Origin of the sequence: Polaromonas sp. OV174, assembly GCF_900112285.1 — a bacterium.
Lineage (GTDB): Bacteria > Pseudomonadota > Gammaproteobacteria > Burkholderiales > Burkholderiaceae_C > Polaromonas.
Window position 1 is genome coordinate 99,489 of sequence record NZ_FOKZ01000010.1, and the last position, 17,074, is coordinate 116,562.

The 17,074-nt window shown below is 61.1% G+C and carries 14 protein-coding genes; 6 read left to right on the forward strand and 8 right to left on the reverse strand.

The annotated features are described in order from the left end of the window. Window positions 1-12 precede the first annotated feature (12 nt). From BM160_RS10975 to BM160_RS10995, 5 genes are all read left to right on the forward strand, one after another. A complete protein-coding gene (locus BM160_RS10975; protein ID WP_092004870.1) occupies window positions 13-1,146 on the forward strand; it encodes an ABC transporter substrate-binding protein in 1,134 nt (377 codons plus the stop codon). A 189-nt stretch (window positions 1,147-1,335) separates the two neighbouring features. Continuing rightward, window positions 1,336-2,202 (forward strand): decaprenyl-phosphate phosphoribosyltransferase, encoded by an 867-nt coding sequence (locus tag BM160_RS10980; protein ID WP_092004873.1) that lies wholly within the window; start codon window positions 1,336-1,338, stop codon window positions 2,200-2,202. Beyond that, the gene (locus BM160_RS10985; RefSeq protein ID WP_255368823.1) at window positions 2,199-3,170 is read left to right on the forward strand and encodes a lysylphosphatidylglycerol synthase transmembrane domain-containing protein; all 972 of its coding nucleotides are present in this window, start codon (window positions 2,199-2,201) and stop codon (window positions 3,168-3,170) included. Before BM160_RS10980 ends, BM160_RS10985 begins: the two co-directional genes overlap by 4 nt. 78 nt (window positions 3,171-3,248) lie before the next feature. Continuing rightward, window positions 3,249-4,799 (forward strand): ArnT family glycosyltransferase, encoded by a 1,551-nt coding sequence (locus BM160_RS10990; protein WP_092004877.1) that lies wholly within the window; start codon window positions 3,249-3,251, stop codon window positions 4,797-4,799. Then, complete coding sequence (locus BM160_RS10995) at window positions 4,787-5,440, forward strand: HAD-IB family hydrolase (protein ID WP_092004880.1); 654 nt, start codon at window positions 4,787-4,789, stop codon at window positions 5,438-5,440. The genes BM160_RS10990 and BM160_RS10995 overlap by 13 nt, the downstream gene beginning before the upstream one ends. Window positions 5,441-5,592: 152 nt before the next feature. On the opposite strand, the gene BM160_RS11000 is transcribed toward BM160_RS10995, so the two are convergent. The 3 genes from BM160_RS11000 to BM160_RS11010 all read right to left on the reverse strand — a co-directional run bounded on the left by BM160_RS11000 (window position 5,593) and on the right by BM160_RS11010 (window position 7,836). Next, on the reverse strand, window positions 5,593-6,366 hold the full coding sequence (locus BM160_RS11000; protein WP_092004883.1) for a tetratricopeptide repeat protein: 774 nt from the start codon (window positions 6,364-6,366) through the stop codon (window positions 5,593-5,595). Between the two features lie 40 nt (window positions 6,367-6,406). Then, on the reverse strand, window positions 6,407-7,075 hold the full coding sequence (locus BM160_RS11005; protein ID WP_092004886.1) for a TetR/AcrR family transcriptional regulator: 669 nt from the start codon (window positions 7,073-7,075) through the stop codon (window positions 6,407-6,409). A 158-nt stretch (window positions 7,076-7,233) separates the two neighbouring features. Then, on the reverse strand, window positions 7,234-7,836 hold the full coding sequence (locus BM160_RS11010) for a phasin family protein (RefSeq protein WP_092004889.1): 603 nt from the start codon (window positions 7,834-7,836) through the stop codon (window positions 7,234-7,236). Between the two features lie 236 nt (window positions 7,837-8,072). Between BM160_RS11010 and BM160_RS11015 the strand changes: the two genes are divergently transcribed. Beyond that, on the forward strand, window positions 8,073-10,058 hold the full coding sequence (locus BM160_RS11015; RefSeq protein ID WP_092004892.1) for an SDR family oxidoreductase: 1,986 nt from the start codon (window positions 8,073-8,075) through the stop codon (window positions 10,056-10,058). Between the two features lie 21 nt (window positions 10,059-10,079). Here BM160_RS11015 and BM160_RS11020 read toward each other — a convergent pair whose 3' ends face one another. From BM160_RS11020 to BM160_RS11040, 5 genes are read right to left on the reverse strand one after another with little or no spacing between them, the layout of a single operon-like run. Next, window positions 10,080-11,417, reverse strand: coding sequence for a TolC family outer membrane protein (locus tag BM160_RS11020; RefSeq protein ID WP_092004895.1), 1,338 nt, complete (start codon window positions 11,415-11,417; stop codon window positions 10,080-10,082). 40 nt (window positions 11,418-11,457) lie between these two features. After that, window positions 11,458-12,825, reverse strand: coding sequence for an HlyD family type I secretion periplasmic adaptor subunit (locus BM160_RS11025; protein ID WP_092004898.1), 1,368 nt, complete (start codon window positions 12,823-12,825; stop codon window positions 11,458-11,460). 48 nt (window positions 12,826-12,873) lie between these two features. Beyond that, window positions 12,874-14,625 carry a type I secretion system permease/ATPase gene (locus BM160_RS11030; RefSeq protein ID WP_092004901.1) on the reverse strand — a complete coding sequence of 584 codons (1,752 nt, stop codon included), beginning with the start codon at window positions 14,623-14,625 and terminating at the stop codon, window positions 12,874-12,876. Between the two features lie 28 nt (window positions 14,626-14,653). Continuing rightward, window positions 14,654-16,405 (reverse strand): type I secretion system permease/ATPase, encoded by a 1,752-nt coding sequence (locus BM160_RS11035; protein WP_092004904.1) that lies wholly within the window; start codon window positions 16,403-16,405, stop codon window positions 14,654-14,656. Further along, the gene (locus BM160_RS11040; RefSeq protein ID WP_092004907.1) at window positions 16,402-17,010 is read right to left on the reverse strand and encodes a hypothetical protein; all 609 of its coding nucleotides are present in this window, start codon (window positions 17,008-17,010) and stop codon (window positions 16,402-16,404) included. The genes BM160_RS11035 and BM160_RS11040 overlap by 4 nt, the downstream gene beginning before the upstream one ends. Between the last annotated feature and the right edge of the window lie 64 nt (window positions 17,011-17,074).

A 17,074-nucleotide genomic window follows, 5' to 3' on the forward strand; every position in this document is an offset into this window, starting at 1 on the left:
TGAAATGAACTTATGAAGCTCACCCGCAGACATTTTTCCATCGGCTCGGACGCTGCCTTGCTGGCTGGCTTCTCGACCGCTCGCGCCCAGTCCGAGGGCAAAATCATCCTGGGTCAGTCGGCGGCTTTTACCGGACCGGCCGCGCAACTGGGCATCCAGTTTTACCAAGGGGCCAAGGTTTATTTTGACCGCGTCAATGCGCTGGGCGGCGTCGGTCGGCAACAAATTGAAATCCGCAATCTCGATGATGGTTATGAGCCGGAACGCTGCGTCGAGAACACCAAAAAGCTGATTGCCGACGATGTGTTTGCGCTCTTTGGTTACATAGGCACGCCGACCAGCATTGCGGCGCTGCCACTGGCGACCAAGGCAAAAATCCCCTTCATTGCGCCGTTTACCGGCGCCATGGCGCTGCGTGACCCTTTCAATCGCTATGCCTTTCATGTTCGGGCCTCGTACAACGACGAAACCGCGCTGATCGTGAAGCAGTTGATCAATCTGGGCCTGAAAAAAATAGCCGTTTTCTACCAGAAAGATGCTTATGGCAAGGCCGGACTGGATGGCGTCAATCTGGCGCTGGAAAAACACAAGCTCAAGCCGGTCGCTCAGGCCACGGTGGAGCGCAATTCCGTCGATGTGGCGCCAGCCATCAAGACGCTGCTGGCCACAAGCCCTGATGCGGTGGTGCAGATTGGCGCTTACAAGGCTTGCGCCGCCTTCATTCGCGAGGCCCGCAAGGCCGGCTATGGCGGCACTTTTTACAACGTGTCCTTTGTCGGCACGCAGGCGCTGGCCGACGAGTTGGGCAGGACTGGCGCGGGCGTGGTGGTGTCCCAGGTCATGCCCTCGCCCTACAACGCCGCGCGACCGATTGCGCGTGAGTTTGCCGACGCCGTGAAGGCCGCCGGCAAGGATGCGCAACTCAATTTCTCCAGCATGGAGGGCTATGTGGCGGCCAAGGTCTTCGTCGAAGGGCTCAAGCGGGTGAGCGGCAAGCTCAGCCGCGAGGCTCTGATCGCCGGCCTGGAAAGCCTGGGCAGCCAGTCGCTGGGCGGCTTTGCCGTGGCCTATTCGGCCGCCGACCATGTCGCCTCGAGTTTTGTCGAGCTGTCCATGCTGACCGGCGACGGCCGCGTGCGCACCTGAGCGGTGCCACCTGAATAGGGGGTGAATGCTATTGTTTTAATAGCCATTTGCGCCCGACCCTTATGGGGAATCGGCATTTATTGCTTGTAATTGAGCGGCTTGGAGTGTCGGGGCGGCCGCGGCCCTGAGCGCAGCGGGCTCAGTTATGCTCGAAGCCTGCCGCTAGACTTCAAGCCCTTTCCTATCCCGATGTCCTCTTTGTCCTCCTCCCTGCTGGCCCTGCTGCGCCTCATGCGGCCGCATCAGTGGCTTAAAAACGCCTTTGTGTTTGCCGGTCTAGTGTTCAGCCAGAATTGGCAGGATGGCGCGCTGGATCTGCGGGTGGTTCATGCTTTTGCCGCTTTTTGCTGCTTCTCCAGCATGGTTTACATCATCAATGACTGGCATGACCGCGCCAGCGATGCCCTGCATCCCACCAAACGTAAACGGCCGCTGGCCTCGGGCGCGATTGCCGCCCCTCTGGCGCTGCTGCTGGCGGCCGCGCTGCTGGCCGCTGGCGTGCTGCTGGCCGATGGCAATCGCGTGTTGCTGCTGTTGCTGGGCGCTTATGTCGCGCTCAACCTGGCCTATTCCTGGCGCCTCAAGCAGGTGCCGGTGGTGGATGTGTCCATCATCGCCTCGGGCTTTATGTTCAGGCTGCTGGCGGGCACGCTGGCCGTCGGTATTCCGCCTTCGCGCTGGTTGCTGCTGACCGGTATTTTTCTGACTCTGTTCCTGGGTTTTTGCAAGCGCAAGGCCGAGAGTTTTCAGGAAGAGGCCAGCCAGCGCGCCGTGCTGGCGCACTATCCGGCAGCGCTGCTGGACACTTTCATCGCCGCCACCATGACGGCCACGCTGACCACCTACAGCCTGTTTGCCACCAGCCCCGAGGCCCAGTTGCAGCACGGCGAGCGTCTGCTCTACACCGTGCCGGTGGTGATTTTCTGCATGCTGCGCTACACCTACCAGGTGCACCGCGGCCGCGGTGAAGACGTGGCGCGCGACCTGCTGCGCGACCCGTGGATTCTGGCTGCCGGCCTGACCTGGCTGGCCATCTTTTTAAGTCGCCGCCTGTGAGGCCCGAGGCCGAGCCGGCGCGCGCCGGCCTTGCGCGCAGCCGGCTGCCGATCAAGCAGTTGCTGCTGATGCTGGGCCTAGTGGCCACGGCCTATGCGGCGGCGCTGCTGATCTGGGGTGACAACCCGCAGGCCTCGCTGCGCCAGTCCCTTTCGCTCTTGTGGTCCTGGACCGGCCTGCAGGCCGCTGCCCTGTGCGGCCTCAACTACCTGCTGCGCGGGCTGCGCTGGCGGCTCTGGATGGCGCACTACGGCCGTCACTTCGGTCTGTTACAAGGCCTGCGCCTGTATCTGGCGGGTTATGCCTTCACGCCCACGCCCGGCAATGTTGGCGAGGCGGTGCGCGGCCTGATGCTGGCGCGTAATCCCCTGGGCGCCGGGCAAAGCCTGGCCATCTTTGGCGCCGAGCGCCTGGCTGATCTGCTGTGCCTGCTGCTGCTGTGCCTGCCCGCCGTCGCCTGGGCGCTGGGGCAGGGCTGGCTGCAGGCCGCGCCCACCTGGCTGACGGGGATGGCGCTGGCCGGCTTGCTGCTGGCGGCGCTGGCGCTGGGCGCTTTCTTCATCTACCGGCAGCGCTTGCTGCGGCGCTTTGCCTGGCTGCAAGAGGCCTGGCATTGCCTGGCCCTGCGGCCGCTGCGCTGGGTGGCCTTGAGCCTGGCCGCCTGGGCCGCGCAGGGCCTGGCGGTCTGGCTGATTTGTCAGCACATGGGGCTGCAACTGAGCCTGCTGACGGCCACCGGTTTTTACGCCGTGGCCATGGTGGCCGGAGCGCTGTCGGCCTTGCCGGCCGGCCTGGGCGGCATGGAGGCGGTGCTGACCGGCTTGCTGGTGGCGCAGGGCGCTGCGACCGGGATGGCCTTGAGCATCACCGTGCTGGTGCGGCTGCTGACCTTGTGGCTGGCGGTGGCCGTGGGGGCGCTGGCCTTGCTTTATAGTGCGGCCATTCGCAAAGAAATCAGCTTTCGCTAGAACTTGCCGGCGCTGCCCGGCTCTGAGGGTATCTAGCGCAGCCCCGTCTTTCGCTTCCCCACCGCCTAGTTGAACCTCATGCACCAGAATCCCGCCCCTGCCGATTTCCCCACCACGCTGAGCCGCTGGCTGCTGGGCGTGGGCCTGGCCTCGCTGCTGCTGCGCCTGTGGATTGCTGTGACTTTCCCGGTCACCGGCGACGAGGCCCTGTTCTACTGGTGGGGCGTGTTCCCCGCCTGGGGCTACTCCGATCACCCGCCCATGGTGGGCTGGCTGATCGCCCTGATGCGGGCGACCGTGGGCGACAGCCTGCTGTCGATACGCCTGCCGGTGGTCGTGCTGCCGCTGGCGCTGGGCGCCGCGCTGTGGTGGGCGCTCAAGCCGCTCAACCGCGTGCGTGCGGCCTGGGCCGTGCTGTTCTTCTGGCTGACGCCGCTGAACTGGCTCAATGTACTGGTCACCACCGACACGCCGCTGATTTTTTGGTCCATGCTGTCGGTGGCCGCCCTGATGCGGGCCGAGCGCCGCGAGCAGTTGGACCGCGCCGCCTATGGCCTGTATGCGCTGTCGGGCGTGTTTCTGGGTTGTGCCTTCCTGTCCAAATATTTTGCGGTGGTGCTGGGTTTTACCTATCTGGTCTACTTCGCGCTGTATCGCCGCGAGCGCTTGGCCGGCCTGGCGTTGATGGTGCTGTGCACGCTGCCGGCGCCGGCCATCAACATCGCCTACAACATGTCGCACGGTTGGTCGAACATCATGTTCAATGTGTTCAACCGCAATGAAGACTCGCATTTTGAGTGGCGCAAGCCCGTCATGTACCTGGGCATGATGATTTACCTCATCACCCCGCCCGCGCTGTGGCTGGCGCTGCGCCATCGCCAGGCGCTGCTGGAAACGGCGCGCACCAAAGCGCCCGTGCCGCGTTTGCTGGCCTGCCTGGTGGTGGTGCCGCTGCTGTTTTTTGCCCTGTTGTCCTTCAAGAAGGTCATAGGCCTGCACTGGGTGCTGTCGTTTTATCCCTTTGGCTTTGCGCTGCTGGCCTTTGCCTTGCCGGCGGACAAGCTCAAGACCTGCGCCAAGGGCATGGCCTGGTTTGTTGGCCTGCACGTGCTGGTGGTGGCAGGGCTTTATATGACCTCGCTGGAGAACTGGCGCAGTACCAAGATTTATCCGCAAATCGTGCGTAGTTACAAAACGGCCGAGATCCTGCAAAAAGCCAGCAGCCCCGATACGGTGCTGATGGCCGACTCCTACACCGCAGCCGTGATTTACGGCTATGAGCGGCGCCAGTACACGCCGGTGTTTGGCGTGGGCAAATACCATGCGCGGCAAGACGACGTGCAGGTGGACTTCTCGGTGTACCAGGGCAAGACGGTTCGCATCCTCACACCCGATGTGCCCAAGCTGAATGAGTTCTCGCCGTATTTCGAGGCTGTGCGCGAGTTCAGCTTTGAGCAGGACGGCGTGCCCTTTTACGTGGTCGAGGGCAGGGGCTTCAACTACCAGGCTTATCGCCAGGGCGTGCTGGGCGAGGCCTACCGCTTGTTCTACAACATCCCGAGCTGGCTGCCCATGACCGGCTGTCCTTTTTGTGAACGCTATTGCGGCCAGGTGCGATGCCCGCGGTGACGGTCATCGCGGCCTTCGACTTTGATGGCACGCTGACCCGACGCGACACGCTCAATCCCTTTTTGGCGCGCGGCCTGGGCTGGCCGCGCTATCTGTGGACGCTGCTACGGTGTTCGCCCTGGCTGGCGGGCTATGCCCTGCGCCTGGTGCGCAATGACGTGGCCAAGGCGCATCTTTTGCAACTGGCGCTGGGTGGGCGCTCTCTGGCGGAAATGGACGACTGGACCACGCGCTGGCTGGCCCAGGACCTGCCCGGCCAGTTGCAGGACTGGACCCTGGCCAGGCTCAGGGAGCATCAGCAGGCCGGCCATTGCTGCGTGCTGGTCAGCGCCTCACCCGACATCTACCTGGCGCGCCTGGCCAAACAGCTGGGCTTTGATGCGCTGATCTGCACCGAGATGGAAGTGGAGGGTGAGCATTTGACCGGCCGCATGCGCACACCCAATTGTTATGGCGAGCAAAAAGTGATTCGGCTGCAGGCCTGGCTGTCTGAGCGTTTCGGCCTGGCTTCTTTTGCCGGCACGACGTTTTACGCCTATGGCGACACTTCGGGCGACAAGCCCATGCTGCGTCTGGCTCAGCATGCCTGGTACCGGGGCCAGCCGTGGCGGGAAACCGCACCAGCGCAGGCAGTGGGCTAGGCGGATTTTTTGCCGGAGTTTAGGCACTATTTGTGCAACCAGGGCAGATGGGACGGGCGTAAGCAGCTATAAAAAAGAGAGTTTTGCGCAAAACGGCCCGCACACTTTGCAGCAGGCGGGCCTGAGGATTTTCAAGTCCAATGACGCAAAAATCAGTCTTGCAGCTCGGCCAGGGCCATTTCTACGTCCAGCCGCTCCATGGCGTCCAGCGCCTTGCAGGCGGCCGCCCGTTCGTAAAGCTGGGTGGCTTCTTTCATCCGTTTGTCGCCCTCCAGCATGACCATGCCATTGGCGTACTCGGTCATGGCAATGGCGGAGCCGGGGTTGAGTTTCAGCCCTTCCTTGTAGAGCGCCAGGCCCAGATCTTTCTTGGCACCGTAAGTCATGCCGCCAATCAGTGAGCCGACCTTGTCAATCACCTCGGCATGAAAGGAGGCCAGCGCGATGTGGGCATCGGCATGCTTGGGCGACAGCTTGATGGCTTGCTCCAGTGCATTTTTGACCTTGCTGCCCAGGCCCTGCGCCAGCGCCTTGGCCACGCTGATACCCTGGCCATAGCGGCCCAGGGCATAAGCCTGCCAGTACCAGGCGTTGGCGTTGGCGGGATCGGCAGCTTGCTGCGCCTCGGCGCGCGCGGCGACTTCCAGGAACAACTCCAGCCGGGTCTTTTCCTTGGTCTCCAGATAGCTGGCGTAAATGCAGGTGGCCTTGTTGGCCACCGTGATGCCGTCGCCACCGGCCTTCAGGCCGGCCTCCGTGGCCTGCTGGAACTCGCCGTTATGAAACAGCAGCCAGGCCTGCAGCACGGCGGCGTTTTTGGGCAGAGCTTCACAGTCGCCCTGATGCAGGCGGGCCCAGTTCTTTTTCAGGCTGGCCGCGTCAAATTCATAGTCGCCGGCATGGGGGAAGGCTGTCCATTTGGCCATTGTTTGTCTCCTTGATGCAATTGTAGGTATTGGCGGCGGGTCAGGGGTGGTTGGATGGGCTGCTGTAGGCGGCTACCAGGGCTTGCAAGTGCGTGCGCTGGCCGGGCGCCAGATAGGGCGTGAGCAGATTCAGCGTGTGGTGCGCGCCACGCAGCAGCGCGGACTGGGCGTTGGCCGGCTCCAGCGCGTTGCGCGGGTCACGCACATATTCAAAGCTCAGCCAGTAGGTGAGCACCACCACCATGCCGGTGGCCGTGGCCTCGACTTCACGTGAATCTACCGTCACGGCACCGGCGCGGCTCATGCCGTCGAGCAGGGCTTTGACGGCCCGGGTCTTGTTTTTGAGCACCCACTGAAAATGAGTTTCTAGCCGGCGGTTTTTGCTCAGCAAGTCATTCAGATCACGGTACAAAAAGCGGTATTGCCAGATCAGCTCAAACAGCGTATGCATGAAAAACCAGGCGTCTTCGACATTGCGCACGCCGTCGCTGGCGTTGAGCAGTTCGCTCAGGGATTTTTCGTAACGATCAAACAAGGCATTGATCAGCTCGTCCTTGGCGGGGTAGTGGTAGTAGAGGTTGCCCGGACTGATGCCGAGTTCGGCGGAGATCAGCGTGGTCGAGACATTGGGCTCGCCAAAGCGGTTGAACAAGTCCAGCGTGACTTCCAGAATGCGCTCAGCGGTGCGGCGTGGCGCTTTTTTCGCCATAGGGTGCTCTTCCTCGTTGTATTCTCTACTCTAACCCAGCACCTGTGGGCACGGCATTAGGGACTTTCATAGCCAGGCTGGGGTGCAGGCGTAAAAAAAAGGGACTGGCCGTCCCTTTTCATTTATGAGCCAGTGAGCCGCTGCGGCTCACTCGAGTATCAAGCCGCCTTGCGGATGGCGGAGCGCTTGGCCGCCGCGGGTTTTTCTGCCGGGCTGGCCACTGGATTGCCGCTGGTATTGGCGACCGGACTGGTGTTTTTTGGGGGCGTGCGTTTGGCTGCAGGCTTGGTGATTTTTCTAGCGACGGGCTTTGCTGCCGGCTTGGTCTCTGGCTTGGCCGGGGCGCTCTTGCCGTTCACCTTATGGAGATTTTTTTCGAGTTGATCGACGCGCGCGATCAGGGCGTCCAGCTCTTTGGCCGACGGCACACCCAGCTTGTTCAACGCCTTGGCAACCCGGTCTTCGAAGATGTTCTCCAGCTTGTCCCACTGGTTACCCGCCTTGGACTGGATGTCGGTGGCCATGGTGCTCATCTTGCTGGTGGCTTCGGAGATTTTCTCTTCGGCCACTGCCTGGGTTTTGCGCTGGATCGACAGGCCTTCCTTGACCAGGGTTTCAAACACCTTGCTGCCTTCTTCCTGCGCCTTGGAGAAGGCGCCCAGGCCTGCCAGCCAGATTTGCTGGGCTGATTCCTTGACCGCGCTTGACAGTTGCGGGCCGGATTTTTTGTCGGCACTCATTTTTTGCAGTTTCTTGACCATGGGGGACTCCAGACAGGCTAGGGTTGTGGAAGGTTGCGCCAGCAGTATGCCGCACGTAGCGAAAAATATATGCGCTGGGCCTGCCAGCGTTTAGATGTCGGCTCCTAGTGCGTTAGGCACGGCGCTCTAGGGAGAGACCGCTGCGGCGCGCCTGAGCGCGGGTTTTCGCTAAAGGGTGTGAACGCTGCTTTGAGCAAGAATGCCTTCTTTGACTGTCAGTCAAGCGGAGATGCCCAATGCACTATTTCGTCACCGGAGCCACGGGCTTCATCGGTAAACGCCTGGTAAAAAAGCTGCTGGAACGAAAGGGTACGACAGTTCATTTTCTGATCCGCGAGGAAAGCGCCGGCAAGGTGGCCGCGCTGCGGGCGTACTGGGGCGTCAGCGCAGCCAGAGCCCAGCCGGTGCATGGCGATCTGACGCGCAAAAAGCTCGGAGTCAGCGCGGAAGACGTCAAAAAACTCAAGGGTGCGATCACCCACTTTTATCATCTGGCGGCGGTCTATGACCTGGACGCCGACGAGGCAAGCCAGATCGCCGTCAATGTTGACGGGACCCGCAATACGGTGGAGTTTGCCAAGGCGATTGAGGCCGGGCACTTTCATCATGTCAGCTCGATTGCTGCGGCCGGCCTTTACGAAGGCGTGTTTCGCGAAGACATGTTTGACGAGGCGGAAAACTACGAACACCCGTATTTCATGACCAAGCACGAGAGCGAAAAAATCGTGCGCAAGGAATGCAAAGTGCCCTGGACCGTGTTCAGGCCCGCCATGGTGGTGGGCCACAGCGAAACCGGCGAGATGGACAAGATCGATGGGCCCTACTATTTCTTCAAGCTGATCCAGCGTATGCGGCAGCTGCTGCCGCCCTGGATGCCGATGGTCGGACTAGAAGGCGGACGGATCAACATCGTGCCGGTCGATTTCGTGGTCGACGCGCTCGACCACATCAGTCACCGCCAGAGCGCCAGCGGCAAGTGCTACCACCTGGTCGACCCTATGGGCTACCGTGTCGGCGATGTGCTGGACATCCTCAGCAGGGCGGCCCACGCCCCTCGCATGAATTTATTTGTCAATGCGGCCCTGCTCGGCTTTATCCCCAAGGCCGTCAAAAAAGGTCTGATGGCGCTGAGTCCCGTGCGACGCGTGCGCAATGCCGTCATGCAAGACCTGGGCCTGCCCGAGGACATGCTTACCTTCGTGAACTATCCCACCCGCTTCGACTGCCGCGACACGCTGGCCGCACTCAAGGGCAGTGGTATAGCTTGTCCTAACTTGAAAGACTACGCCTGGCGCTTGTGGGATTACTGGGAGCGTCACCTTGATCCCGACTTGCACATAGACCGCTCCTTGCGCGGCACGGTGGCCGGCAAGGTGGTGCTGATTACCGGCGGTTCCTCGGGCATAGGTCTGGCGGCGGCGCACAAGTTTGCCGAGGCCGGCGCTATCACCCTCATCTGTGGCCGCGACCAGGACAAGCTTGACGAAGCTTGCAAGGAGGCCAGGGCAAAGGGGTATTCCTTCGTCGCTTATTCCGTCGATATTGCCGATATGGCCGATTGCGACCGTTTCCTGAAGGAATTAAGGGCCAGTCATGGCGGTGTCGATTTTCTGATCAATAACGCCGGGCGTTCGATTCGCCGCGCCATCGAGGCCAGCTACGATCGCTTTCACGACTATGAGCGCACCATGCAGCTCAATTATTTTGGCTGCCTGCGCGTGACCATGGGCTTGCTGCCAGGCATGGCGGTCAAGCGTAAAGGCCATGTGGTCAATATCAGCTCGATTGGCGTTCTAACCAATGCGCCGCGTTTCTCGGCTTATGTGGCCAGCAAGGCGGCGCTTGATGCCTGGACGCGTTGCGCCTCCAGCGAATTTGCCGATGTCGGCATTGGTTTCACCACCATCAATATGCCACTGGTGCGTACGCCCATGATTGCGCCCACCAATCTGTATAACAACGTGCCAACACTTTCGCCAGAAGAGGCCGCAGATTTGATTGCGCAGGCCTGTATTTTTAAACCGGTGCGTATTGCCACCCGTCTGGGTATTACCGGTCAGGTCATGCACGCGCTGGTGCCGCGTATTGCACAGATCGCCATGAATACCAGTTTTCGCATGTTCCCCGACTCATCGGCAGCCAAGGGCGATAAAGGAGCCAAGTCTCAGTTGTCTCCCGAAGCCGTTGCCATGCAGCAGATGATGCGGGGGATTCATTTCTAGCTGCAGGGCAGCGTGGCCGACTCAGCGCATGAGCCAGCCGTTGATTTCGTCAATCACTTCGGTTTTGTGGCCACCAGCAAGTGCCTGCAGCCGAACCCGTGAAATCAGATAAACAAAGCGGGCCTGTGCCAGGTCGCGCTGGGCCGAAACCTTTTGCTGTTCGGCATTGAGCGTGTCTATCAGGGTGCGGCTGCCCGCCTCGAAGGCTCGGCGATTCGACATCGCCACTTGCTCCGTGGAGCGCACTGCCTGTTCAAGGGCCTGGACCTTCAACACGCCTTCGGTCACGCCGCGGAACTCGTGGTGCACGCGCACGCCGAGGTCTCGGCGCAAGGCCTCCAGCGCCTCTTCGGCGCGCTCCTTGTCTGCCAGTGCTTGGCGCACGGCCGAGTTCACATTACCACCGGAGAAGATGGGAATATTGAGCTGCAGGCCGATGGACCGGTTGGTGTAGCGATTGTTGACGCTGGTCACCGTGTCGCTTTCGTTGCGCGACCATTGGGCGATGGCGTCCAGTGTGGGGTAGTGGCCGGCTTGGGCTTTTTCCACTTCGTAATGGGCCACTTCTACCTGGGCCTTCAGTGAGCGGATTTCCGGGCTGTTGGCTTCGGCGCGCTCGGCCCAGTCTTCAATCCGGTTGGGTAATGGCGGCACCAGTTCCATTTTGTCCGCGTTCAGTGACGCCAGCGTGTCAATGGGGCGGTTGATCAGTGTTTGGAGCTGCCTACGGGTGAAGTCAACGTTCTGGCGTGCCTCCAGTTCTTGAGCCACATTGAGGTCCAGAGCCGCTTGCGCCTCGTCGATGTCGGTGCGGGTTCCAGCCCCTGCTGCAAAACGTTTTTTGGCTGCGTCGAATTGGCTGGAATAGGCGGCTTTCTGCGCCACGACCAGCGCAAGCTGTTCTGCGGTCAGCAAAGCCTCGAAGTAGGCCCCGCTCACACGCACTGCCACATTTTGCAGTTCCCGTTCCAGGACTGCGTTGGCGTCGTCCACCTGCGCCTGCGCCTGCCGGTAGTCGGCCATCTGGTACTTGCGGAAAAGGGGTTGCCTCAGCGTCAGCGCTTCGCTGCTGCTATTGTAGTTTGTGTTGGTGGTAACCGACTGGCCAAGGAAGTTTGGCGTTGTGCTTTCAAGTGAGTTGCGGTTGCGCGATGCGCTGGCCGACAAATTGGGCAGCAACTGGGAGCGTGCCTGTGGCAGGCGCTCGCGTTTGGCTGCGGTGGCCGCCCGCGTGGCGCGGATGGTGGCATCTTGTTCCATGGCGGCCTGATAAGCTTGCGACAGGTCTAGGGCCCAAGCAGGCGCACAAAGGGGGGCGCAGGCCAGCGCTACAAGCAGTGCGAGCATTCGGGTGTTCATGGGGAGGGGGGCGTTTGTCGAGGGAGTCGTTTTCACCGGATTATTCCTCGTTCATCGAAGCCGCAATACGCTTGGTCAACGGATGCATCAAGTAGGTTAACAGCGAGCGTTCGCCGGTTCTGAAGACCACTTCAACGGGCATGCCGGGCTGCATCTGGCGCTTGCCAAGTTTTTTTAGGCCCTCAGGCGTCACGCCAACGCGCGCCAGGTAATACCCTGCGCCGTTCTGCGGGTCGGTCAGCAAGTCCCCCGAGACAGAAACCAGTTTGCCTTGCACCACAAGTTGCGGAGAATGCGCAAAAGACGAGAAGCGCACATCCACCGGCATGCCGGCATGCACGCGGTCAATCAGGTGGGGCAGTACGCGCGTCTCAAGCAGCAGCGATTCATTGGCAGGCACCACGTCCAGTACCTTTTGCCCGGGGCCGATCACGCCGCCAACGCTTTGCGCGGCGAGTGCAACCACCTGGCCCGCCGCCGGGGACCTAATTTCGGTGCGCGCCAGGTCATCTTGCAGCGCAATGAATTTTCCGGCATCGCTCAACACCTCTCGCGTCACGTCGGCCAGCTGTGTTTCCACTTCCTTGCGGTATTCCTGCTGGCGTGAGATGGCGCGCTGGCGTAGTTCGGCCATGCTGCTTCTGGATCGCATCGTATTGCCCTGAAGCTCTGCAATGGCCGTGCTTGACTCGGAAATCTGGCGTTCCAGCTCCAGCTGGCGGTTGCGCGGAGCGTAACCTTCCTTTACCAGTCCACGGGTATGGGTGAGTTCTTCATTGAGCAGTGAAAGCTGGTTGCGACGGCTGACCATCATGCCTTCGTAGGCCAGCGACAGGCCTTGCTGGCCCTGGATGCTTTCCTGAATGGATTGCAAGTCGGCTTGTAAACCGGCCTTGCGCGACCTGAGTAATTGTTCCTGGTTCATCATCTGCTGCTTGATCAGCGGATCACCGGCAGCCGTCACCAGATCCGGGTGATAGGTGATGGTATTTTGTCCCGCTTGCTCGGCCATCAGGCGGCCCTGCATGGCGCGCAGGCCCAGGTAACGCTGGCGTATAGCCTCAAAGTTCGCTTTGGCGGCGGCATCGTCAAGCTTGATCAGCAACTGGCCTTCCTTGACCTGATCGCCCTCGCCCACCAGCACCTCTTTGATGATGCCGCCTGTCAGGTGCTGGACCGACTTGCGCTTGGTGTCAATTGCCACATGCCCCTGGCTGGGCACGCCCTCGTCCAAGGGGGCCAGCGCAGCCCACAGCAGGAAGCCGCCAAAGCCGATTCCCAGGGCCCACAGGCCGATGCGCCCGGCATGACCCAGGTCGGAGGAGGGCCCGGGGCCAGCTCCAGGTTTTTCCGTGAGGGAGGGCGCGGCGGGAGTGGTCAGACGTTTCAAAAAATCGGGTGTTGCCATGGCGGACTTTGCTGAAAAAAGAAGAATAAAAAAATGGCAATACCAGCCTCAGGCGGGCAAGGCTGATTCAATCGTTGGTTCGGGTGGCATGGGTGCCGTGGACGCGGGGGGCGGGCTGGCTGGTCGCAGTGACGCCAGTACCGCCTCTTTCGGCCCGTCAGCAAAGATTTCCCCATCGCGCAAAATCATGAGCCGGTCGGCCACGGCGACGGCCCCAGGACGGTGGGTGATCAGGAAGACGGTTTTCCCCTTGGCTTTCAACTCGAGCACGGTTCGCAGCAACGCGGTTTCGCCCGCATCGTCCAGATTGGCATTGGGCTCGTCCAGCACGATCAGTGAGGGGTCGCCGTAAATCGCCCGTGCCAGACCGATGCGCTGGCGCTGCCCGCCCGACAGCAGGTTGCCGGCCTCGCCAATGGGCGTGTCATAGCCCTTGGGGAAGCGCAGGATCATCTCGTGCATGCCAGCCGAGCGTGCCGCTTCAATCACTTTGACCGAGTCGACCTCGCCCAGCCGAGCAATGTTCTCGGCAATCGAGCCTTCAAACAGCTCTACGTCCTGCGGCAGATAACCCAGATGGGGGCCCAACTCGATGCGGTTCCAGCGTTCCAGCGGCATGCCGTCCAGCAGCACCTCACCGGCCACGTCTGGCCAAATCCCGATCATGGCCCGCGCCAGCGTGGACTTGCCAGAGCCTGACGGCCCGAGCACCGCGACCACGGTGCCCGCAGGAACCACGAAGGAGATATTTTTCAGAATGGGCGTTGTGCGCCCTTCTGCGCTGGCCACGACGCCACGCAGGCCAATTTCGCCCGTGGGGGCCACACGAGTGAGGGCAGGGTCGCGCTCCGGGTATTCAAGCAGCAGCTTTTCCAGCCGTTCAAAGGCTGATCGGGTGGAGACGAAGCCCCGCCAGGTGCTCACCAACTGGTCAATCGGCGCGAGCGCACGTCCCATCAGTACGTTGGCTGCAATCATGGCGCCGGGTGACAGCTGGCCGTCAATCACCAGCAGGGCGCCCGCGCCGAGCGACAGCGATTGCTGGGTGTAGCGAATGAACTTGCTCCAGGCCGTGACGCGGTGTGTCAGGCCCAATGCAGAAGAATTCTTGTTCATCCAGACCTGATAGCGCTGGTTCCAGCGTTGTTGCAGGTTGCCGATCATGCCCATCGATTCAAGTACCTCGGCGTTGCGCAATTTGCTTTGCAGGTAGCTGGTGGTTTCGCTGCCGGCTTGGGCTGCCTCTTCCGCAGGGGCCACGGTGTGGCGGTGACCAAACCAGGCCAGCGCGGCCTGGACCACGGCAAACACCAGGGACAGGATGCCCAGCCATGGGTGCAGGAAGAAAGTCACCGCAATATAGATGGGGGCCCACGGGGCGTCAAAGAGCGCAAAAATGCCACGGCCCGTGAGGAATTGCCGGATTTGAATCAGGTCCCCAAAAGCCCGCGACGGTGTAGAGGACGATTGACTCAGGTAGGCTTCAAAACTGGCGTTGAAGACGCGGGTGCTGAGTTGTTCATCAAAGCGCATGCCCGCCCTGACAAGTACGCGCGAGCGCAGCCATTCGGAACAGGCCATCACGCCAAACAGGAACAGCGTGATCAGCGAGACCGCCAGCAGCGTGAGTTCGCTCTGGCTGCTCATTACGCGGTCAAATACCTGCAGCATGTAAAGGGTTGGCGCCAGCATCAGCAGATTAGTCAAAAAGCTCAAGATGCCGACGATCAGGAACTCCTGCCGGAAAGCCCACAGGGTGGCAGTCAGTTCGCTGCGATTGAAGAAGGCGGGTTTTTTCATGGGATTTTGTCGTTATCGCGTTCCGGATTCAGGCTGCAGGCACCAAAGTGCCAGGAGGTGCAGGGCTGGCTGGCGGCGCCGCGGCAGCTTGCTCGCTTGCCTGCCTCAAGGCCGCCAGTACGTCATTGCGCGGCCCGAAAGCCTGCATCACGCCATCACGCAGCACCAGCATCTTGTCTGCGACGGCCAGCACACTGGTGCGGTGCGTCATGATGACAAACGTCGTGCCGCGCGTTTTGAGTTCCAGAATAGCGGCGGCCAGTGCCGCGTCGCCTGCCTCGTCCAGGCTGGAGTTGGGCTCATCCAGCACGACCAGCACCGGGTCGCCGTAAATCGCCCGGGCCAGCGCAACCCGCTGGCGTTGTCCCCCCGACAGCATGGCGCCCTCCCGACCGATGGGGCTCTCATAGCCTTGTGGCAGGCTCATGATGAAGTCGTGCAAGCCGACGGCGCGAGCCGCGGCCTTGACCTTGGCGGGCTCCACTTCACCGAAGCGGGCGATATTTTCAGCCAAAGTTCCTTCCAGCAATTCCACACCCTGCGGCAAGTAACCCAAATGAGGGCCCAGTTCACTTTTATCCCAGGTGAAAACGTCAGCCCCATCCAGCCGCACCTTGCCGCTCGCCGCCGGCCACAGACCGATCAGCAGTCGGGCCAGGGTCGTCTTGCCCGACGCGGAAGGGCCGACCACGGCCAGCACTTCACCTGGCGGCAGGCTGAACGCTACATTCTTGATGATGGCCACGCCGCCGTTCGGCGCGCTCGCCACAAGAGCTTCAACCTGCAGCAGGCCTCGCGGCGCCGGCAGAGGCATCGTCTCCTGTTTGGCGGGGACTGTTGCTAGCAGGCCCTCCAGTCGTTGCCATGCATCACGCACATTCACGACCGTGCGCCATTGGGTGACGATCTGCACCAGCGGTGCCAACACCTTGCCGCCCAAAAGCGAGCCAATGATCATCATGCCTGCGCCGCCATTCAACTGGTTGTGCAGCAGCAGCCACGCACCCAGCCCCAGCAGCAGCGAACCCATGGTGGTCTGCAGAAACTTGGTGAGGGCCTGGTAGCCGCCCGCACGGTCTGAGGCGATGGCCTGCAGGCCCAGAAATTCACGTTGCTTGTCCATCCAGCGGCGGTGAATATCGCGCAGCATGCCCATGGACTCGATAACCTGCGCATTGCGCAACGAGCCGTCCGCGTACTGTTGCGCGGCAATGGCGGAGCGGTTGGCGGCCACAAGGGGCGGTTGCGTGTTCCGTTCATTCAGCCAGCCGATAAAGACCTGCAGCATTGAGCCCACAATCGCGGACCAGCCCAGCACCGGGCTGATGGCGAACACCAGCGCCAGAAACACAAGGGATACCGGGGCTTCCATCAGCGCCAGCAGTGGCGGCGAGCCCAGAAAATCTCGCAGGGTTCGAAAATCGTTCAAAGGTTGCAAGCTTCCACCGGGAATCCTTTTGAGATTGGCCTCGAAAATAGCGCTAAAGACCCGGTTGCGCATCTGCTCGTCCAGCTTTAGGCCGGCTTCGTGCATGATTTCCGCGCGTGCCCATTCCAGCACTTCCATCAGCATGTAGGCGCCCAGCACCACCAGCGTCAGCATGACCAGGGTGAGATGGCTACGGCTGTTCACCACCCGGTCATATACCTCCAACATGTAGCCGCTCGGTGCGAGGCCCAGCAGGCTGGAAAATATACTGAACCAGGCGGCCCGCACAAAATAAGGCCGCAGCGACATCACCGCCTGACGCAGTTCGGAAGGCGGTTTTAGGGTACTCATGTGGTTTCCTCAATCATCACGTATTCGGGAATTTCGCCCGGATCTTGCTCTTTGTTGGCGGGGATTTCATCGCCCTGCGTGGGCGTTAAAAACAGGAATGACAGCTCAAAGCTGTCCGTGGCCGTTCGGGATAAAACAATTTCCCGCAATTTCTTTTCATGGAAGCTGGCTTCGTCTTCAGGCCGCAAAGCCAGGTGAAAGCGTATGCGGCCATCGAGCGTGTACATGGACAGCTGCCCGTCCTTCACGCTGAGGGTGTGACGGTCGAAATAAACCGGGCAGGTGTCAGCAAAGCGTAGCAGTGGCAGTGGCTTGTTGCCCAGCCGGTTAAGGTTGAAGGGGCTGTTTGGGTGCTGGTAGACCAGACGGCTGGAGCGGGATACCGAATAGATGGCGTTGCAGACCATTTGGGAGCCCATGGCCGGGAACTGCTCCCGCAACTGCTTGTAAGCCAGATGATGAAGTGTGACGCGGTTCCAGCAACGCGATTGCTGAACCAGGGGAGACAGTGCGTTGCAGACCTGCGCAAACGCCTGCTGGAGCGCGCGCAGGCTCGCGAGTTGCTCCGGCGAACCGTTCAAGGGAATGCGCAATATGGAATTCATATAGGAATGTATTATAGGTTTCCTATATGAATTTTTGAGGCGTCCATCGATGAGGGGAAAAATT

Excerpts from the sequence above, each read along its gene's own strand:
- BM160_RS10975 (WP_092004870.1), top strand. The coding sequence starts at position 13 with ATGAAGCTCACCCGCAGACATTTTTCCATCGGCTCGGACGCTGCCTTG.
- BM160_RS10980 (WP_092004873.1), top strand. The coding sequence starts at position 1,336 with ATGTCCTCTTTGTCCTCCTCCCTGCTGGCCCTGCTGCGCCTCATGCGG.
- BM160_RS10990 (WP_092004877.1), top strand. The coding sequence starts at position 3,249 with ATGCACCAGAATCCCGCCCCTGCCGATTTCCCCACCACGCTGAGCCGC.
- BM160_RS10995 (WP_092004880.1), top strand. The coding sequence starts at position 4,787 with ATGCCCGCGGTGACGGTCATCGCGGCCTTCGACTTTGATGGCACGCTG.
- BM160_RS11000 (WP_092004883.1), bottom strand. The coding sequence starts at position 6,366 with ATGGCCAAATGGACAGCCTTCCCCCATGCCGGCGACTATGAATTTGAC.
- BM160_RS11005 (WP_092004886.1), bottom strand. The coding sequence starts at position 7,075 with ATGGCGAAAAAAGCGCCACGCCGCACCGCTGAGCGCATTCTGGAAGTC.
- BM160_RS11010 (WP_092004889.1), bottom strand. The coding sequence starts at position 7,836 with ATGGTCAAGAAACTGCAAAAAATGAGTGCCGACAAAAAATCCGGCCCG.
- BM160_RS11015 (WP_092004892.1), top strand. The coding sequence starts at position 8,073 with ATGCACTATTTCGTCACCGGAGCCACGGGCTTCATCGGTAAACGCCTG.
- BM160_RS11020 (WP_092004895.1), bottom strand. The coding sequence starts at position 11,417 with ATGAACACCCGAATGCTCGCACTGCTTGTAGCGCTGGCCTGCGCCCCC.
- BM160_RS11025 (WP_092004898.1), bottom strand. The coding sequence starts at position 12,825 with ATGGCAACACCCGATTTTTTGAAACGTCTGACCACTCCCGCCGCGCCC.
- BM160_RS11030 (WP_092004901.1), bottom strand. The coding sequence starts at position 14,625 with ATGAAAAAACCCGCCTTCTTCAATCGCAGCGAACTGACTGCCACCCTG.
- BM160_RS11035 (WP_092004904.1), bottom strand. The coding sequence starts at position 16,405 with ATGAGTACCCTAAAACCGCCTTCCGAACTGCGTCAGGCGGTGATGTCG.
- BM160_RS11040 (WP_092004907.1), bottom strand. The coding sequence starts at position 17,010 with ATGAATTCCATATTGCGCATTCCCTTGAACGGTTCGCCGGAGCAACTC.